Source organism: Chryseobacterium sp. 14P4.3.2 (assembly GCF_057799275.1).
This window is the reverse complement of the sequence record NZ_JBYOKO010000024.1, coordinates 15,980-35,888: the sequence shown is the minus strand read 5'-3', so window position 1 is coordinate 35,888 and position 19,909 is coordinate 15,980. Positions and strand designations below refer to the sequence as shown.

Sequence of the window (19,909 nt, the reverse complement as noted above, 5' to 3'; positions counted from 1 at the left end):
AAATTTCAATAGGGTAAAGATTTCTCTCACGCTGTGACTAATCACGAAGATAATAATTTTTGAAAGCAATTCACAACAAAAGAAATGACTTGCATTATCAAACCCTAGCTGTGACTAATCACGAAGATAATAATTTTCAAAGTCAACAGGCCATTTTTATCATACTTATTTTGATATTATGATTCACCATAAAATAGAATACAAAAACTACTGCATAAAAAAGCCTGAATGCAATTACGCAATCAGGCTGTATAGTTTTTTTAGAAATGATTTAGGGTAGGATTTCATTGTAATAAAGAGGTATCTCATTACTTTTATCGTGTCCCAATATGATAATGCGGTATTTTTTTGCATCATCATTATTGTAAAACTCTACGGAAGTAGGCTCCTGGAACTGCCCTTCTAGGTTAGGATTCCAGAATAGAACACTTCGGGTATCCTGTGGAATTTTTTTGAAACTGTCATTCTGGTAGATTGGACCTTCAAACGGAGTTTCTTTGTCGTAGCCGGATAATGTGATCTGTCTTAATTGTGATGGCAGGCTTCTGTCTATGATTTTTCCTGTAGAACCTCCTCCTCGGCGTGTATAAATAGCTATGGCGCCATTACCGCCTCCGATTCCTCCTGCAAAAATTCCTTTTATTACCTTTACCATAGCAATATCTGATGTGGACATATTAGCGATCTGGCTAGGCGGAATAGGCATTTCATCAAGATAAACTTCTGTTTTTGTCCCTTGCAGATAGGGAATATAGGTTCCATTTTGTAACTGAATGCTTAATCCCGCAACTCTTCCTTGTAACCATTGCAGAATATTGGTTGAAATAATAGCATTGGGGTCGTTCACAAAGTCAAAGACATCTTCGCGGGCACTTTTGAATAAAGCGCTGCTTAGCTCATTATTTAATTTTTTAGTCTTACTTTTTATTTCTCCCCTTATTTTTATTTCTTCAATATTAATTACTTTTTCACTGATGATTTTTTGTGCATTGATAGCTGTGAATGATCGGGTAATTTCTTCAGAAGGCTTATCCTCCAGAGATCTCGGGGCAAGTTTGTAGGAAGATAAGGGAAGGCTTTTCATATACGGTATAAAACCGAAATTTGGCTGAAAGTAAACAGAATAATTACTATTGGGGTCTTTAGAATCAGTATTTAACTGATAAGAAAATTTCATGGAATCTTCAAAAATTAAATTATTCATCACAAAAAAACCATTGGCGTCAGATTTGATCTGAAAAATTTTAGACCCCGAATTTGAGTCAAAAATTAAATTAACATCCGTATTGGGAGCCGGTTTTCCCTGGACGCTGACTTTCCCTTTGTAAGAAAGATAATTTTCAGGCTGATATTTAATCTTTGGGTAATTTCCTGAAATAATAGATTTCCAGTCAAAACGTTTCCATCTCTCCGAAATTAAAAGAGCATCCAGAGCATCTGTATTACGGTTGCTGTTGATATATTGAGCCGGATTGATGATGTTGGATGTAATGTCCCCAGTCAGCCATAAGGAGCTCAATAAGCTTTGACTGTCTTCTGTACTTTTTGTATTGGCATCCAGAACCAGAACAGTATACCCGGAATAATCCGGATTTTTGGAAATTACGAATGAATTTTTCGCGCGGGGTGTATTGTCCAGTGAAAGAGATTGCAGGGTCGGCTTTTTGACCTGCAATAGCTGTGGCTGAACAAAGGATAACCTGTTGGCTACAATATTTTCATTGTCATCAAAAACAGTAAGCTGCAAAATGCCGTTTACAAGCTGATTGTTTGGAATAGAATACTGAATTTCGTCAGAAATTTTATTAACCTGGGCTTTATAAACAAGCTGATTGTTAATAGTCCCTAAAACTTTATAGTGTTGGGACTGCTGAGGTAAATTTTTTGACTTTAAAGTATACTTCACAGCGTCATTACCGGAGCTCACCTGTAGGCTGATTCCGGATGGAGAAACATCCGGTAAAGGGATGTTCTGCTTCTCACCTTGCTGATTCTGAATCACCAGTTGGTATTTCTTTCCGCTTTTGGGAGTCATAGTCAGTAAACCTACATTTTGATCCAATCCTTTGAATGCAGCAATCTTTTCACCAGGATTTTCAGAGTCTGTTACATAACCTTCCCAATCAGCAGGTTCAGCACCGTTGGACTGAAGTCTTACGGCAAGCTTTGTAGAGATACCGTCTATAAAGTTTCCGCTTTCAGGATATACGGAGGCTGTCCAATGAGTAGTCGGAGTGGTGGTCAGCTTTTCAGGAGACGCAGGATTATACACCGTAATCGGCTTTATAAGCTGAAAATCTTCACTGAAATTAGCCATCCAGGAAGTATAGGCCCTGATGTAGTAAACATCCTCTTTTAATGCAGCGGGCAACAGGATACTGCCGCTTCCCTCACCATCTAGCAATGGAATAAGCTTCTTACTGATTGGTTTTTTGTTGCTGTCATAAAGCTCAACAAATAATGAGGTTGAAATAGATGAGGTATTGTAACCATCAAATACAAATGATTTAAACCATAAGTTTTCCCCTGCAACAAAACTGCTTTTATCTAACAAGAGATGTATTTTTTCCTGAGGATATTTTTGTTCAAATGTTTTTAAAGCATCTTCAGCTTTCGTTTGCGCATGAAGACATTGCATTGCACCTATGGCAAACAGGTAAATTAGTTTTTTTGACATAAACAATTTAAATTTTTGTGTTTTTATAAAAGAGAAGCAAAAATACAAATTTTCTAGTGTAGAAAATAGCGGCAAAACCCTTTGCATGAAGCTGGAAATAATCCCCCCCCCCTTTAAAATAAAGATAGAAAACAGTCTGGATCTTTTAAGTATTTTAGGATCAGTTTTTTTGAATATTACGTATAACTAAAATTTCGCAGCAAGTAATAGCTGATGCCTTATTAACCCAATTTTAAATGATTGCTCGTTACTGGTTAATTATCTGTTTCCGTGAATTTGTGTTTAAATATTTTATTTACTTGCATTGTATTAAAACTATAACAATATTGAAAAACGATAAACATGAGAAAAATACTGACACTGCTGATCGGCTGCTCTTTAATGGTATCTTGCCTGTTGAGAGAATCTGAAGAGCCTAAAATATGCAAATGCAGGCTGCAGGAGTACGAAAAGATTGTTGTATTTAAAAATGAACATGATGGTTCTTACACCAATTACTCTGATACAGGATGGCTTGCCAAAGGAGATCCTCAGGAAGACAGTACAACCGACTGTTTTCGAAATGAAACAGAAAAGAATCATGATTTCTCCAGTAATTATGATTCTGAATACAGAAGAGAAGTTTATCGCAAATGGATATACAAATGCAGATAATATATAATATTTCATTTCTTGATGTATGTTAAGGTTCCGGAAATAAGGTTTTTATATTTTTGTACCCGAAAACAACAAAATTTCAATCAACTTTTTTAAACATTTTAATAATATGAAAAAAATTAGTGTAATTGCATTAGTAGGAGTAGGATTGCTTTTAGCATCATGTAATAAAGAAAAATCTGCAGATAATGCAGCTACAGCTCAGGAACAGACTGTGGCAGAAAGTAAAGGAGAGGTATTAGCGGTAGATACGATAGCATCTGTAGTAAACTGGAAAGCATTCCACAAAGGAGGAATGGCTCCTCGTTGGGGAACTCTTATGGTAAAGTCAGGAGACATCAGTGTTGACGGAGGTCAGGTTTCTGCAGGAAACTTTGTAATAGACATGAATTCTATCAAAGTAGACCCGGCTTCAGTAACAGAGAAAGATAAAAAACCGGCAGATCTTGAAGCTCACTTAAAAAATCCTGATTTCTTTGACGCAGCGAAAAACCCTACTTCAGATTTTAAAATCACAAGCGTTACCGATCTAAAAGATGCTCCGAAAGATGCTGTTGCAGGAGCTAATAAAACAGTAAGCGGAAACCTTACCTTATCAGGAAAAACAATGAACGTTACTTTCCCTGCTAAAGTAGACGTAGCAGATAATTCAGCTGCTATTCAGGCTAAATTCACAGTAAACAGAGCAGATTGGGGACTTAAATTCGGTACTTCAGAAGCCGATCCTGCAGAATGGATGATCAGCAAAGATATCGAGATCGCAATCGATGTAAAAGCTAAAAAATAATTGTTAGATTTATAAATAATCTATTGGCTGCTTCCTTTGTGAAGCAGCTTTTTGTTTTTTGAAGTAAAGCTTTATTGTGATGACAGTGCAGGCAATAAGAAAAATGAAGTACCCCCTTTTGCTTAATCAGCAGAGATTCAAAGGTGGCCCTTCGTCATTCCGTAGGAATCCAAATATCATATATTTCCAAAACATTTTAGTTCACTTTGGATAGGTTAATATCCCACAACATAACCGTTACATCAATTCAAAAACTCCGTACTCTGCACTCTCACACAATATTCACTCCCCAAATACAAAGGATTGCCATATTTCTCAGACCAAAAGCCATCCAGGACATCTTTACTTAAGCAGCGGTATACGGCAACACCTTTATAAATTTTCAGATCGTCTCCTTCATAATTGAAGTTAATGACTAAAATATTGTCTTTATAAAATCCCCTGCCGTTTTGAATGTGATCACCAATAACCCACTGGGCAATAATACGGTTGTTTTCATCAATGGACAAACTAAGTATACCTTTATAAGAAGCGTGGGAAGATTCTTCCTGATTGCTTCCTTCAATAGAATAAGTTCCTGCCAGATCCTGTATTTTCATTGATTTGTTTTTTATGAACTGCAAATTTAAAGAATCTCATTTCGACAGCACTATAAATATTTCCCGGCATCCGGGATTTGTACTTCCGGAGCTTTTCCATGTTTAAATTAAACTTTATTTTTGCCGCAAAATTAATTGATAATGATTCTTTTTTTACTGATTGCTAATCTGATTACATTTGGTGTCTTTGGGCTGGATAAGTGGCAGGCCAGGCGACATCAATGGAGGATCTCCGAGAATACCCTTCTGGGAATTTCTCTCCTGGGAGGAATCGTAGGAGCAGCCTCCGCAATGATACTCTTTAACCATAAAGTTTCAAAAAAGTCATTCCTTGTGAAATTTATTATTGTTGTTTTGATAGATCTTGTATTCCTTTATCGGTTTATAAGGCGTTAAGAAATAGTGTTTTAAATATTCATAAAAAAACTTTTTGCTCATGTTTTTTTTATATTTTTATCATTCAAAACTAAAAAACATGGAAAATTTCAAGAAGTGAAATGAAAACCGTTCAGGAGGGTCATATCAAAGGAATGGTTAGATGAAAAGATCCAGATACCTGTATTGTAAAATGGGGATGGGGAAAAGTGCTTCCACTAATTGTGAAAAATTTGACATTATCTCTGGAGAGCCGCCTGTTGTAGATCCATATGAAGTACAACTATGTATATAAGTAACTTAAAGAGTGTTTTTTGAACCCTCTTTTTTTATAGTATTGTAAACAAGTTATTTAAACAAAATATTAAATATTTCGATAAGTAAATATTTTTTCATTAAAATTCACTACTTTTGCACCCGTAAAAATCTTTTATGCAAAACATTAGAAATATTGCGATTATCGCACACGTTGACCACGGGAAGACGACTTTGGTTGACAAGATCATTCACGCTACCAATATTTTCAGAGAAAATCAGGAAAGTGGGGAGTTAATTATGGATAACAACGATCTTGAAAGAGAAAGAGGGATCACGATCTTATCCAAGAATATTTCTGTTACCTATAAAGACACAAAAATTAACGTAATTGATACTCCTGGTCACGCCGATTTTGGTGGTGAAGTAGAGAGAGTATTGAAAATGGCTGATGGGGTTATTTTGTTAGTGGATGCGTTCGAAGGACCAATGCCACAAACAAGATTTGTACTACAGAAAGCATTGGAATTAGGATTGAGACCATTAGTGGTTATCAATAAAGTAGATAAACCAAACTGTCGTCCTGACGAAGTTCATGATAAGGTATTTGATTTGTTCTTTAACCTTGAAGCTACAGAAGAGCAGTTGGATTTCCCTACATTCTATGGATCTTCAAAACAAGGTTGGTTCAACACTTCATTAGAACAGACTGAAGATATTATGCCATTATTAGATGGTATTTTACAATACGTTCCTGAGCCTAAAGTAACTGAAGGAAATCTTCAAATGCAGATTACTTCTCTGGACTTCTCTTCTTTCTTAGGAAGAATTGCAATCGGGAAAGTAACAAGAGGGGAACTTAAAGAATCTCAATGGATCGGTCTTGCTCAGGCAGATGGAAAAGTTGTAAAAGGAAAAGTAAAAGAACTTTATGTTTTTGAAGGATTAGGAAAGAAAAAAGTAACGGAAGTACAGGCAGGAGATATCTGTGCTGTAGTAGGTTTTGATGCTTTCCAGATTGGAGATTCTTTCGTAGATCTTGAAAATCCTGAGCCATTGGAAAGAACTGCAATTGATGAGCCTACGTTGAACATGACGTTCTCTATCAACAATTCACCTTTCTTTGGTAAAGATGGTAAATATGTTACTTCAAATCACCTGAAAGAAAGACTATACAAAGAATTAGAGAAAAACTTAGCATTAAGAGTTCAGCAGACTGATGATGCCAACACTTTCCTTGTTTTCGGTAGAGGTATTCTTCACTTGTCTGTTTTAATTGAAACAATGAGAAGAGAAGGATATGAAATGACGATCGGGCAGCCACAGGTAATCTTAAGAGAAATCGATGGTGAGAAATGTGAGCCTTATGAATCTTTAGTTGTTGACGTTCCTGAAGAATATGCTTCAAGAGTTATCGACCTGGCAACTCAGAGAAAAGGTGATCTTCACATTATGGAAACTAAAGGTGAAATGCAGCACATGGAATTCGAAATTCCTTCAAGAGGTTTGATCGGATTACGTTCTCAGATGTTAACAGCTACAGCAGGTGAGGCTATCATGGCACACCGTTTCACAGAATACAAGCCTTTCAAAGGTGCTATTCCTGGAAGAAACAACGGTGTATTGATCAGCAAAACTCAAGGTCCTGCTACAGAATATTCTATCGCTAAATTACAGGATAGAGGTAAATTCTTCGTAGACCCGGGTGAAGAGATCTATGCAGGTATGGTTATCGGTGAGCAAAATAAGCCAGGTGACTTGGTGGTAAACATCGTTGAAGCAAAACAGTTGAATAACATGAGAGCTTCTGGAAAAGATAAAGATACAGGTGTTGCACCAAAAATCTTATTCTCTCTTGAAGAATGTATGGAATATATCCAGGCTGATGAAGCAATCGAGGTAACTCCAAACTTCATCCGTATGAGAAAGAAATTACTTTCTGAAGAAGAAAGAAAAAGAGTAGAAAGAGGAGCGAAAGCTTAATCTGAAATTCTTAGATATCAATAAAGCCCCGAGTTTTCGGGGCTTTTATTTTTTGATGATACTTAATAACAGTGCATCTAGCCTGCTTTCAATATTTAGGTTCGTAAAATAGTTTTAGCCGCAATTTATAGTGCAGGTTAATATAGATTAATTTAGAATATAATCCTTTTATTCTTGGATACCCCGAAATAGTGAAATTATAAAAACAATTTATGTGCTTTGAATTAAAAATATTTATTACATAAATTGATTTAAGTAAAATAATTCATTTTATTATCGTAATTTTTAAAATCAAAAAAAATAATTTAATGTAGTTTTGCAGACTATGAAAATGAATACACTAAAGCTAATCGTTTTATCAGGGGTTTTAGCGTCTTTTACAGCTTGTTCTACTCAGAATAATGCGGTAAAAGCTAATACTCCTTCAAAAAGTACGACAAAGTCCAATAACAATATATCAGCCCCCAAACCACCTGTTGCAACCACAAAACCTGTTATGCCACCCGCAGAAGATATTTTCAGGACTAATCTTCCGGAAATAAAAAGAGAATTCCGTGGAGCATGGATCGCAAGCGTGGCTAATATCAACTGGCCGTCAAGAAATGATCTTACCGTAGAACAACAGAAAGCGGAAGCAGTCAATATGCTTGATATATTGAAAAATAATAATTTCAATGCAGCGATCTTCCAGATCAGACCCTCGGCAGATGCTTTGTATACGAGTAATATTGAGCCGTGGTCTTATTTCCTGACCGGTGAAACTGGAGCAGCACCTTCTCCAAACTATGATCCCCTTCAGTTTTGGATAGAAGAAGCTCACAAAAGAGGATTGGAGCTTCATGTCTGGCTGAATCCTTACCGTGCCCATCATACCAATGGAGGCTCCGTAAATAAGCTCTCTATGGCTAATAAGCTTTCCGATATTGTCGTAAGACTTAAGAACGGAATGTACTGGTTTGATCCTGCTAACCCGAAAACACAAGGTCATGTCTCCAACGTGGTAAAAGACATTGTGAAAAGATATGATATTGATGCTGTTCATTTTGATGATTATTTCTATCCCTATGCCGCATACAATAAAGGAGCAGATTTTCCGGACAATGCAACCTGGAATGCCTACGTAGGTAGTGGGGGAACATTATCCAGGGCAGACTGGAGAAGAGATAACGTTAATAAATTTGTAGAAAGGATCTATAAAGAAATTCATGCAGAAAAAAATAATGTGAAATTTGGGATCAGCCCTTTCGGAATCTGGAAACCGGGGTATCCGGCAGGAGTTGTAGGCTCTTCACAATATGACGAGTTGTATGCAGACGCCAAATTATGGCTGAATAAAGGATGGGTAGATTACTTTTCTCCCCAGCTCTATTGGCCGATTGATTCTAAGGGACAAAATTTTGAAGCTTTACTAAGCTGGTGGCAGTCTGAAAATACGATGAACCGCCATTTATGGCCCGGATTAAATACGGTTGAAATCAAAGTGTCAGACCGCCCTTCAGAAATTAAAAATCAAATTGAGGTTTCAAGAAAGATACTTAAAAATGATGCCGGCGAAATCCACTGGAGTATTGCCGGACTTACAAAGAACCCAAATATGCTTCCTGCTCTGAAAAACGGTCCCTATAATGAGAAAGCCCTGATTCCGAAGTCTCCATGGATAAAAACGGTTCCATTGCAGACTCCTACACTGTTTATTACAGACAATGGAAGCTTTGCACAGACAAACTGGAGTATAAAAAATGCAGCAGATGTTTTCCAGTGGGTACTTTTCACACAGTATAATGGTGTATGGCAGACAGAGATCCTGACACTTGATAACCTTTCAAAAGATATTCCCAAATTTAAAGACGGCAAAAAGCTGAATGCGGTGGCTATTAAAGCGATTGACAGATTAGGAAACGAAAGCGACTATACAGCCAGAAAGATCAAATAAGGTATTTGTCATTCTGAAAATAATTTCATCTCAACAATATACCCGGTTCCTGGAGAGCCGGGATTTTCTTTTAATAAAATCTTTATATTAATATTACTATTATAAAACATTTGGTTACTCTTAAAAATATGTGGTTTATAACGAAATGAGACACTCTCATTGCTCTGAAGTCAAGTTCTGATCGCTAATTTATATTTTAGAATAACTATAAATTATAAACTTAAAATATTGTATTTCAGGAATGTATAATGTATTTGTGAATGTTTTTGTCAAAAAATAAAATAGTATCGGAATCATTTTTGCATGATCAACGCTATAATCACCAAAATTTAACATTATGAATACCAAAAGACTTTCCACAAGCATAGAAAAAGCGCTTAGCGATCAGATGAACAAGGAAATTCATGCATCACATATTTTTTTATCCTATGGAATTTGGGCCGATGACAAAGGCTATCAGGGAATTGCCAACTTTCTTTACCGCCATGCTCAGGAAGAAAGAAATCACTCCATCAAGTTCATGGAATATATTTTGAACAGAGGTGGAAAGCCAAAAGTTAATGCAATACCTGCCCCTCCTGCAGATCCGAAAACACTTACCGCCTGTTTTGACGGTGTTTTTAAACATGAAGTAGACAATACTACAGCCATCTACAAAATTGTGGATCTTTCTATGGAAGAAAAGGACTGGGCAACCTGGAACTTTATGCAATGGTTTGTACAGGAACAAATTGAAGAAGAAACCTTAGCGCAGAGTTTGATTGACAAATTAAAAATTGCAGGAGGAGACAGAGCAACTGATGAATCATTATTTACTTTAGATAAAACATTACAGTCAACTCCAAATGACGTTCCGCTGGCTCAGCAAGCTACCGGAAGCAACCCATAAATAAACCAGTAGAACACGAACTGTTTGAAAATCTGCCATAATAATGGCAGATTTTTTTTATTATGAAACTACCCTAAAAAACACTATCTTTGCACGCTGAAAGTTAAAGGTTCAACCAGAAAGCGTTAAAAGAAATAAAAACTTTAACCCCTAGACATTGAACTTTAAACCCTAAACCTTAAACTTTGAATTTTACAATATGAAATGTGGAATCGTAGGCCTGCCGAATGTAGGTAAATCAACACTTTTTAACTGTCTGAGCAACGCAAAAGCTCAGTCAGCAAACTATCCTTTCTGTACTATTGAACCCAACTTAGGGACGGTTTCAGTACCGGATGAAAGACTGTTTGAACTGGAGAAAATAGTAAAGCCTGAAAGAGTTTTGCCTGCTGTAGTTGAAATCGTTGATATTGCAGGTCTTGTAAAAGGAGCCAGCAAAGGAGAAGGATTGGGGAACCAGTTCTTGGCAAACATCCGTGAGTGTGAGGCAATTGTACACGTTTTAAGATGTTTTGATAATGGAAATATTATTCACGTTGAAGGTTCAGTAGATCCTTTAAGAGATAAAGAAATCATTGATATTGAATTGCAGCTGAAAGACCTTGAAACAGTAGGGAAAGCAGTAGAAAAAGCAAAAAAGTTTATCAAATCTGGGAAGAAAGAAGATATTCTTACTTTCGAAACACTTCAGAATTTACAGAAATTCCTTGAAGACGGTAAAAATGCAAGAGAATTTGCTACCGATGATTTTACAAAATCAATCATTGGAGAAGTTCAGCTTTTAACCAATAAACCGGTACTTTACGTTTGTAATGTAGATGAGAATTCTATTAAAAACGGGAACGACTGGATTGGGAAGATTGAAGAAATGGCTCAAAATGAAGGTGCTGAAGTTGTAGTATTAGCTGCTCAGATTGAAGCAGATATCAACGAATTGGAAACCTTTGAAGAAAGAGAAATATTCCTTGAAGAGTTAGGTCTTAAGGAGCCAGGAGTAAACCGTCTGATCAGAAAAGCTTATGATCTTTTAAAACTTCAGACTTATTTTACCGCTGGAGTAAAAGAAGTAAGAGCATGGACTATTGGACAGGGATGGACAGCTCCACAGGCTGCCGGAGTGATTCACACAGACTTTGAAAAAGGTTTCATCCGTGCAGAAGTAATTAAATACGAAGATTATCTTCATTACGGTTCTGAGGTAAAAATAAAAGAAGCCGGAAAACTTTCTGTTGAAGGTAAAGAATATATCGTTCAGGATGGTGACATCATGCACTTTAGATTCAATGTATAAAAGAGAAAAATATTAAAGTTAGTTTGTAATAAAAAAGCGCTTCCATGAATTTGGGGGCGCTTTTTGCATTCAGGAGCTGGTAGTACTTTTTATAGTTAAGGTTACGCGGGATCATGCAATATATTACATTGCGGTTCCGCACAGTCTTCGCTAATTCTAAGACAACCCCCTGCGTAAAAACATTTTTTTAATCCACCAGCTATTGTTCTCAGCTCTTTTTTACTTAGTTTTTTCCCTTTGTAGAAATGATGATTTTTCATAGTTTAAAATTTAAATGAATTAGTTTTTAATGAACATAACAAATGCTTCCGGATGAGCGGAAGCATTTGTATTTTTGTATATTAGCTGCTATTGCAGCTCAATAGTAGGCTGGCACTGCGGTTCTGCGCAGGCCAAAGAAAATCTCTTACAGGTCAGATTACTTAGCAGGCACATTTCTTTTCCGCCGGTGATAACTCTTAATTGTTTTTTATTCAGTTTTTTTCCGTGGTTTAGGTTTTGATTTTTCATGCTATTTGATTTTTGGTTAAATAAGATTTTTCAGATTATGGTCTGCATATTTTTTGAGCACAGCCACTGGATATTGTGGTGCAGTTTCTTACATCATCAGGTGGATAAACCTCGCATGGAGGATCTGTGCATATCGTAGGCTGCATGCAGTCCATCATCCCTCCCTGAATAAATTTTAATTCCTTTTTGTTTAATTTTTTTCCCTTTGTTAAATTTTGATTTTTCATATAGTTTGATTTTTAGTAAGTTAGTATTGCGAATGTAAGAAAAATAAATGAAGTATATCACTGTATTTAGAAAAATAAGAATTGGTTTGTACGGAATTGTAAATGATTGACTGAAATAGGTGCGTTTAAAGCAATTTGGTAAAATTAAGAACAAACCTATTCTGTAACTTTGTATATTTGAATTTTACAAACCCAATGTTATGGAAAAAATAGCCCATACTTCACTGGAAGATTTCTATAGAGAAATGGCTTCAAAATTAGGCCAGGATCTGGAAAGTATTTTTCCCAAGGGTCTTCATAAAGATATTGGTCATTTCAATGTATTTGATATTGCCCAGACCATAGAAAAAGCAAAATCTACTTCTGAAATGCCCTATAATAGAAGGAGATATTATAAAATAAGTTTTATCAAAGGGAAGAACAGAGCAGAATATGCAGACAAGGTAATTTCTATACAACAGAATGCCCTGTTATTTGCCACTCCTAAAGTTCCTTACCACTGGATCCCTGAAGATCCTGAGCAGTCTGGAAGTTTCTGTGTATTTACGGAAGATTTCTTTATCAAAGATAAATCCTATTATAATCTTGAAGATCTGCCTATATTCCAGCCTGGAGGAGTTCCTGTATTCGAAATTGACGATGAGCTGGCAGAAGAAATAGAATATCTCTTTAAGAAAATAAAAAAAGAAATCAGTTCGGATTATATCTTTAAATATGACCTGATCAGAAATTATGTGCTGGAATTGATTCACTACGGACAAAAACTACAGCCGGCGACCAAAATATCTGCATTAAATGACGCTTCAATGAGAGTTGTTTCTCTGTTTATAGAGTTACTGGAAAGACAGTTCCCTATTGAATCTTCAGAACAGAGACTGCAGTTGAAAACAGCAAAGGATTATGCAGACAGACTGGCCGTACATGTTAATTATTTAAATAAAAAACTAAAAGATAATACAGGGAAAACCACTACAGAGCTAATCTCTGACCGGATCATTCAGGAGGCAAAAATTCTTTTAAGACAAACGAAATGGAATGTTTCTGAAATATCTTATGCCTTAGGCTTTGAAGAAATAGCCCATTTTTCAAACTTCTTTAAAAGGAAAACCTCTTTTACTCCTTTGGAATTTCGGTCATGATTTGAATTTTGCAAATTTCAGATTGATTCAAGCAAATATTGTATTCTCAAAAACCCTCAACTTTGTACCATCAAAATAATCAAAATAAAATGAACACAAAAATAAAAATAGCATTGGTAACCGGAGGAAGCCGTGGATTGGGGAAAAATTCTGCCCTTAAAATTGCTCAAAAAGGATTAGATGTCATCATCACTTACAGAAGCAATAAAGATGAAGCAGAAGCGGTAGTCAATGAAATAAGGGCTATAGGAAGAAATGCTGCAGCTTTTCAGTTGGATACAAAAGACATTAAGAACTTTGATCCCTTTGTAAAAGAAGTGACAGATCATTTACAGCAGAATACGGGAAGTACTCATATTGATTATCTTATTAATAATGCAGGAACAGCCTTATATTCGCCTATTACAGAAGTTACAGAAGAACAGCTGGATGATATTGTAGACATTCATTTTAAAGGAGTGTTTTTCTTAACCCAGAAATTTCTTCCCTTCATCAATGACGGAGGCGGAATTGTTAATATTTCCTCAGGATTAGCCAGATTTGCAACACCTGGATCATCTATTTACGGATCTGTCAAGGCCGGTGTAGAAATGCTTACAAAATATATGGCTAAAGAGCTTGGGGCAAGAAAAATTAAGGCCAATGTGGTGGCTCCGGGAGCTATAGAAACTGATTTTGGAGGAGGAAGAGTAAGAGATAATGAAGAAATTAATGCAATGGTTGCGGGGGCTACCGCTTTAGGAAGGGTGGGACTTCCTGATGACATCGGTGGAGTAGTAGCCTTTTTGTGTACTGAAGATGCACGATGGATCAACGGCCAGAGAATTGAAGCTTCAGGAGGAATGTTCTTATAAAGTTCTTTTTCCTATCTAATACAATCTTTTTACAGATAAAACTATGAAAATAATAAGAACCGGTCTGAAGAGGCAGGTTCTTATTATTTTTAATGGCATTCCGGCTCTATACATCCGGGATTATAATATTGACAGTGGGTTATTCTTTTTTAGCTAAAGCCGGTTGAATATTGAGAATAATTATTTTGCTTTTTTCACTAACTTTATTACCTGCAAAGTTACTAGCTATGATTAAAGATTTTTTCGACCAGTTTCCTTATATCCTTCTGGGCCTTGAAGGTCTCTATCTTGTGGGGATTATTTTTCTGGCCGCAAAAATTATTATGGATACCAGGAACACCAGCAAGACACTGGCTTATCTGATGCTGATTATCTTTCTTCCTGTTTTCGGAATTATCATCTACTTCGTTTTTGGAGTCAATTACAGAAAAAATAAATTCTATACATTTAAAATAGAACGTAATGAGCAGGTTTATAATGAAATAAGTACTTACATCCGTGAAACCCACTATAAAACACTGGAAAATCATAAAGGTGAAATAGACAATTTTCTTACGACGGTCAATTTTCTTTACAAAGCCGGCCATTCTCCATTATCAGAGGGTAACCATGCGGAGATCCTGATCAATGGAGAAGGTAAATTCGAAAAAGTTTTTGAGGTAATCAACAGGGCTGTTCATCATATTCATCTGGAGTATTATATTTATGATAATGACGATATAGGAAACAGACTTGCTGATGTTTTGATAAAAAAGGCATCAGAAGGGGTTAAAGTCCGTTTTTTATATGATGACATGGGAAGCGGGAAAATAGGGCGTACACTTTTGAAAAGACTGAAATCCGGAGGAGTGGAAATATCTCCCGTTAACAAAATTACCTTCAGGCTGCTTGCCAACAGGGTTAATTACCGGGATCACAGAAAGATTATTATTGTGGACGGTGAAGAAGTATTTACAGGAGGTATCAACGTTTCCGATAAATACATTAATCCCAATTCAAAGCAATATTGGAGGGATGTTCATCTCTATATTAAAGGCGAAGCTGCTTTTTATTTTCAGTTTTTATTTTTCAGTAACTGGATCTTTGCTACAGAAAAAATTCCCGAAATCTCCCAATTATATTTTGCCCATAAAAATAAAGAAGGGGGAACTTCACTTATTCAGACAGCAGCCAGCGGACCGGATACCAAACCTTCCATTATGCTCAGTACTGCTTCGGCGGTACTTGCTGCCAAAAAAAGAATATACATTGTTACCCCATATTTTATCCCGGTTGAAACGGTTCTGAATGCTATAAAACAGGCCGCTATTTCCGGAGTGGACGTAAGGCTGATGGTTCCTAAGTCCGGTGATTCCATCATCGTAAATGTTGCGGCTTACTCTTATTATGACGAGCTTTTAGAAAGCAAAGTAAGGGTTTTCTTTTATAAAAAAGGTTTCCTTCACGCCAAAACCATGATTATAGATGATAACTTTTCATCTGTAGGAACAGCCAATATGGATGTCAGAAGTCAGGAACTGAACTTCGAAGTCAATGCGCTGGTTTTCGACCGGGCAATCAACAAAACTCTTGAAGAATTGTTTCATCAGGATATGAAAGACTGTGAAGAAATTCATCTTAGTACATGGAGAAAAAGATCAAAGGCCAAAGTTTTCTTCGAACATCTGGCCAGGCTGCTTTCTCCGCTGATATAGAAATTAAAGTTTAGACAGATTTTCAAGTGCTTTTTCCAGAGTTTCCTGTTTTTTTGCGAAACATAGTCTGATTACATGATCGTTTCTTTTCTGTTTATAAAAAGATGAAAACGGAACACTTGCCACTTTATGATTGATGGTCAGCTCTGAAGCGAAGTCAAAATCATTTTTATCAGAAATTCTGTCGTATTTAACAGCTTGAAAATAAGTCCCTTCACAATCCAAAAGCTCAAAAGAAGTTCCGGAGAGTCCGTTTCTCAGGAAATCTCTTTTTTCCTGGAAAAACTGATTCAGATGAATGTAATGCTCATCATTTTTCATATACTCAGCCAAAGCAAGCTGAACAGGGGTGTTCACACAGAAAACATTAAACTGATGGACTTTTCTGAATTCATCTGTTAAATTCTTCGGAGCAGCGCAATAACCCACTTTCCAGCCTGTAATATGGAATAGCTTTCCGAAAGAGGCAACTAAAAGACTTCTTTCTTTAAGCTCAGGATATTTGCAGATGCTTAAATGCTGTTTCCCGTCAAAAACAATATTTTCATAAACTTCATCACTTAAAATTAAAATGGAAGTACCTTTTACCAACTGAATAAGTTCCTGAATATCATTTTCATTTAAAATTCTTCCTGACGGATTGTTCGGGTTGTTGAGGATGATCATTTTTGTTTTGTCACTGATCAGATTTTTTACCGCATTCCAATCAATATTATAATCAGGAGCTTTCATTTCAAAACGTTTTACAAGACCACCAAAAAGTTCTACTGTAGGTTCATAGCAGTCATAGGCCGGTTCAAAAATGACCACTTCGTCATCTTTTTTGATAAACGTGGCAATAGCTGTAAAAATAGCCTGAGTTCCCCCGGCAGTAACTGTTATTTCAGAATCAGGATGATAAACTGCCTGATGACTGTTTTCGATCTTTCTGGCAATCTCTTCCTTTAGTCCTATCATTCCACCTAGCGGAGCATATTGATTAAACCCTTTTTTTATAAAATCATCTACATAATTCAGCAATTCAGGATCCGGCATATAATCCGGGAATCCCTGCGAAAGGTTAATAGCCTCATTTTCGTTGGCAAGCTGTGTCATTTGGCTGAAAATAGTAGTTCCTACATCAGAAAGTTTGGAAAGAGGAAGTTGTATCATTAAAGCATATTTTTACTTACCTCGAATTTAATTCATTTTTTGCAATCATAAATCAAAAATTATTTAAAACAGGGGAATTCCATAAAAGCAGCTTGTTTTATCTGTGCTCAAAAGAGGAATTGGAACCGGATTTGTGTGAATGTCCGCGAGGGAAATAAGGAAGGTTTTTATTGGGAGTAAATTAAATGGCAGTAATCCTTTAAAAATAAAAAGATTTTATGAAGTTGTTGAGATAACCTTTGTGAATTCGTCAAAACTCTCAGAATTCTTTCTAAGGATATAAATGATGTTATTTTTAGTTGCAGTTATTTTAAATATAAATCAAATTTCAGGTATATTGCCACTAGTATGTCACTTTTTGTTGAATACTATGAAAATAAGGCGGTGATTGATAATAGAACATTCCATAATGAATAAATTTGAGAAAAAATGGATCTTAAAATTCGCGTAATTTTATGCAATTTCGTACTTTTGTATGTTTGCTGAAATCATATATGTCACAAGAAATAAATCCAACCTACTCAGAAGATAATATCAGAACCCTTGATTGGCAGGAACATATCCGCCTGCGTCCCGGAATGTATATCGGGAAGCTTGGCGATGGTTCGTCTGCCGATGATGGTATTTATATCCTGCTCAAAGAGATCCTGGACAACTCCATTGATGAGTTCAGGATGAGATCAGGGAAAAGAATTGAAATAAAAGTGGACGAAGGCAAAGTTACGATTCGTGACTTTGGTCGTGGTATCCCGCTTGGAAAAGTAGTAGATGCTGTTTCCAAAATGAATACCGGAGGTAAGTACGACAGTAAGGCATTTAAAAAATCTGTCGGATTGAATGGGGTGGGTACCAAGGCGGTGAATGCACTTTCTGAATACTTCAGAGTACGCTCTTTCCGTGATGGTAAAATGAAAGTAGCCGAATTCTCCCGTGGTATTATCACAGAAAATTTTGATGAAAAGGATACCTCGGACAGAAATGGTACAGAGATTTCCTTTGTTCCTGATGGAGATATCTTCCTGCACTTTAAATACCGTAAAGAGTATATCGAAAGAATGCTCCGTAACTATGCGTACCTGAATCCGGGACTGAAAATTATCTTCAACGGAGAAACCTATTTTTCTGAAAATGGTCTTAAGGATCTCCTTGAAGAAGAGATGGAAAGCGATGTTCTTTATCCGATTGTTCATTTGAAAGACGAGGATATTGAAGTGGCAATTACCCATTCTGACAAGTCTCAGATGGAAACCTACTTCTCGTTCGTAAACGGACAGAATACAACGCAGGGAGGTACACACCTTAATGCATTTCGTGAAGCATATGTAAAAACGATTCGTGAATTCTTTAATAAAAGTTTTGACGCTTCTGATATAAGAAAGTCTATCATTGCCGCTATTTCGATTAATGTTGAAGAACCGGTTTTCGAATCTCAGACCAAAACCAAACTGGGATCTAATGATATGGGGCCAAACGGACCTACGGTAAGAACATTTATAATCGATTTCCTTAAAGGAAAACTGGATAATTTCCTGCACAAAAACCCGGAAATCGCGGATGCAATTCAACGGAAAATATTAATTTCTGAAAGAGAGAGAAAAGAACTTTCCGGAATTCAGAAACTGGCAAGAGAAAGAGCTAAAAAAGTGTCTCTTCACAATAAAAAGCTTCGTGACTGCAGACAGCACTATAACGATCAGAAAGCAGAAAGAAAAGGAGATACACAGATTTTCATTACCGAGGGGGATTCTGCATCAGGATCCATCACAAAGTCCAGAGACGTAGAAACACAGGCGGTATTCTCCCTGAAAGGTAAGCCCCTGAACTGTTATGGTCTTACCAAAAAAGTAGTGTACGAAAATGAAGAATTCAACCTCCTTCAGGCGGCTTTAAATATTGAAGAAAGCCTGGAAGATCTGAGATATAACCATGTTATTATCGCAACTGATGCCGATGTGGATGGGATGCACATCCGTCTGTTGATGATTACTTTCTTCCTGCAGTTCTTCCCGGATCTGATCAAAAACGGTCACCTTTATATTCTTCAGACTCCTCTGTTCAGGGTGAGGAATAAGAAAGAAACAAGGTACTGCTACTCAGAGGCTGAAAGGGTAAAAGCGTTAAATGAACTTGGGAAAAACCCTGAAATAACACGATTCAAAGGATTGGGAGAGATTTCTCCGGATGAATTTAAACATTTCATCGGCCAGGATATCCGTCTTGAACCTGTAGTACTGGGGAGAGATCAGACAATAGAACAGCTGCTAGAATTTTATATGGGCAAGAATACACCGGACAGACAGTTATTTATTCTGGAAAATTTGGTAGTGGAAGATGATACGGCAATTGATAAAAAACAGATACTTGATGAAATAGAAAATTAGTAAACTGATAAAACCAAAGAGCAAATGAGATTAAGTAACCGTAATAAAGCATCAGTTTATAATTCTCTAAGCACTCTGCTCCTGATGATAGCAGTGTTTGGAATCGTTATATTTATGGCCAACAGGTATAGATTTAACGCATTAGGAAATGAGAGTTATTTACTGATTATTGTTCCCGCTTTGCTGCTGATTATTTTTTATATCAGCGGACGGCAGATTTTTGAATATGACAGTGACGGAGAAGCACTGAATTTTAAAAACAGGAATATTATTCCTTTTTTAAGCAAACCACTCCATGATGAATTTCCTAAATATAAGTTGATAAAATATGATGTAGTCAGTATTTTCTTTTTCAAAAGATTATACATCACTGTTTCAAGTAAAAACAGTGGTTCTACGATGCTGAAGTATCAGATCTCTTATCTGACCAGAAAAGAAGTAAATGATTTAAAACTCTCTCTGAATAAAGTAGTGAAAGCTAATAAAGAGAAAAACGATTAAAAACA

17 protein-coding genes are annotated in these 19,909 nt (G+C 36.3%); 12 read left to right on the top strand and 5 right to left on the bottom strand.

What is annotated here, in order from left to right; translation table 11 throughout:
- Window positions 1-271 precede the first annotated feature (271 nt).
- Window positions 272-2,677 carry a hypothetical protein gene (locus AC27VX_RS22515; protein WP_488698130.1) on the bottom strand — a complete coding sequence of 802 codons (2,406 nt, stop codon included), beginning with the start codon at window positions 2,675-2,677 and terminating at the stop codon, window positions 272-274.
- Between the two features lie 342 nt (window positions 2,678-3,019).
- On the opposite strand from AC27VX_RS22515, the gene AC27VX_RS22510 reads away from it, so the two are divergent.
- Window positions 3,020-3,331 carry a hypothetical protein gene (locus tag AC27VX_RS22510; protein ID WP_488698128.1) on the top strand — a complete coding sequence of 104 codons (312 nt, stop codon included), beginning with the start codon at window positions 3,020-3,022 and terminating at the stop codon, window positions 3,329-3,331.
- A gap of 112 nt (window positions 3,332-3,443) precedes the next feature.
- Window positions 3,444-4,121, top strand: a complete 678-nt coding sequence (locus AC27VX_RS22505) for a YceI family protein (RefSeq protein ID WP_488698126.1) — start codon at window positions 3,444-3,446, stop codon at window positions 4,119-4,121.
- A gap of 242 nt (window positions 4,122-4,363) precedes the next feature.
- On the opposite strand, the gene AC27VX_RS22500 is transcribed toward AC27VX_RS22505, so the two are convergent.
- On the bottom strand, window positions 4,364-4,720 hold the full coding sequence (locus AC27VX_RS22500; RefSeq protein ID WP_488698124.1) for a hypothetical protein: 357 nt from the start codon (window positions 4,718-4,720) through the stop codon (window positions 4,364-4,366).
- A gap of 141 nt (window positions 4,721-4,861) precedes the next feature.
- On the opposite strand from AC27VX_RS22500, the gene AC27VX_RS22495 reads away from it, so the two are divergent.
- The 5 genes from AC27VX_RS22495 (at window position 4,862) to ychF (ending at window position 11,446) form a co-directional block, all read left to right on the top strand.
- Window positions 4,862-5,116 carry a DUF1294 domain-containing protein gene (locus AC27VX_RS22495; protein WP_236854681.1) on the top strand — a complete coding sequence of 85 codons (255 nt, stop codon included), beginning with the start codon at window positions 4,862-4,864 and terminating at the stop codon, window positions 5,114-5,116.
- Between the two features lie 411 nt (window positions 5,117-5,527).
- Entirely contained in the window at window positions 5,528-7,333 is a 1,806-nt protein-coding gene (gene typA / locus AC27VX_RS22490; RefSeq protein ID WP_236854680.1) for a translational GTPase TypA, read from the top strand.
- Between the two features lie 325 nt (window positions 7,334-7,658).
- Window positions 7,659-9,266 carry a glycoside hydrolase family 10-like protein gene (locus tag AC27VX_RS22485; RefSeq protein WP_300687169.1) on the top strand — a complete coding sequence of 536 codons (1,608 nt, stop codon included), beginning with the start codon at window positions 7,659-7,661 and terminating at the stop codon, window positions 9,264-9,266.
- A 337-nt stretch (window positions 9,267-9,603) separates the two neighbouring features.
- Window positions 9,604-10,155 carry a ferritin gene (locus AC27VX_RS22480; RefSeq protein WP_236854678.1) on the top strand — a complete coding sequence of 184 codons (552 nt, stop codon included), beginning with the start codon at window positions 9,604-9,606 and terminating at the stop codon, window positions 10,153-10,155.
- Window positions 10,156-10,354: 199 nt separating this feature from the next.
- Complete coding sequence (gene ychF, locus AC27VX_RS22475; protein ID WP_236854677.1) at window positions 10,355-11,446, top strand: redox-regulated ATPase YchF; 1,092 nt, start codon at window positions 10,355-10,357, stop codon at window positions 11,444-11,446.
- Window positions 11,447-11,794: 348 nt separating this feature from the next.
- On the opposite strand, the gene AC27VX_RS22470 is transcribed toward ychF, so the two are convergent.
- Together AC27VX_RS22470 and AC27VX_RS22465 are read right to left on the bottom strand one after the other, a co-directional pair.
- Entirely contained in the window at window positions 11,795-11,956 is a 162-nt protein-coding gene (locus tag AC27VX_RS22470) for a hypothetical protein (protein ID WP_488698120.1), read from the bottom strand.
- Between the two features lie 35 nt (window positions 11,957-11,991).
- Window positions 11,992-12,183, bottom strand: a complete 192-nt coding sequence (locus AC27VX_RS22465; protein ID WP_236854675.1) for a hypothetical protein — start codon at window positions 12,181-12,183, stop codon at window positions 11,992-11,994.
- A gap of 200 nt (window positions 12,184-12,383) precedes the next feature.
- Here AC27VX_RS22465 and AC27VX_RS22460 point away from each other — a divergent pair, with 200 nt between their 5' ends.
- The 3 genes from AC27VX_RS22460 (at window position 12,384) to cls (ending at window position 15,870) form a co-directional block, all read left to right on the top strand.
- A complete protein-coding gene (locus AC27VX_RS22460) occupies window positions 12,384-13,322 on the top strand; it encodes a helix-turn-helix domain-containing protein (protein ID WP_488698118.1) in 939 nt (312 codons plus the stop codon).
- Window positions 13,323-13,411: 89 nt separating this feature from the next.
- Window positions 13,412-14,176 carry an SDR family NAD(P)-dependent oxidoreductase gene (locus AC27VX_RS22455; RefSeq protein ID WP_488698116.1) on the top strand — a complete coding sequence of 255 codons (765 nt, stop codon included), beginning with the start codon at window positions 13,412-13,414 and terminating at the stop codon, window positions 14,174-14,176.
- Window positions 14,177-14,403: 227 nt separating this feature from the next.
- Entirely contained in the window at window positions 14,404-15,870 is a 1,467-nt protein-coding gene (cls, locus tag AC27VX_RS22450; RefSeq protein WP_488698114.1) for a cardiolipin synthase, read from the top strand.
- A 3-nt stretch (window positions 15,871-15,873) separates the two neighbouring features.
- Here cls and AC27VX_RS22445 read toward each other — a convergent pair whose 3' ends face one another.
- The gene (locus tag AC27VX_RS22445; RefSeq protein WP_488698112.1) at window positions 15,874-17,022 is read right to left on the bottom strand and encodes a methionine aminotransferase; all 1,149 of its coding nucleotides are present in this window, start codon (window positions 17,020-17,022) and stop codon (window positions 15,874-15,876) included.
- A gap of 494 nt (window positions 17,023-17,516) precedes the next feature.
- Between AC27VX_RS22445 and AC27VX_RS22440 the strand changes: the two genes are divergently transcribed.
- Window positions 17,517-19,403 carry a DNA topoisomerase IV subunit B gene (locus AC27VX_RS22440; protein WP_488698110.1) on the top strand — a complete coding sequence of 629 codons (1,887 nt, stop codon included), beginning with the start codon at window positions 17,517-17,519 and terminating at the stop codon, window positions 19,401-19,403.
- Between the two features lie 24 nt (window positions 19,404-19,427).
- The gene (locus AC27VX_RS22435; RefSeq protein ID WP_236854669.1) at window positions 19,428-19,904 is read left to right on the top strand and encodes a hypothetical protein; all 477 of its coding nucleotides are present in this window, start codon (window positions 19,428-19,430) and stop codon (window positions 19,902-19,904) included.
- Window positions 19,905-19,909: the final 5 nt, after the last annotated feature.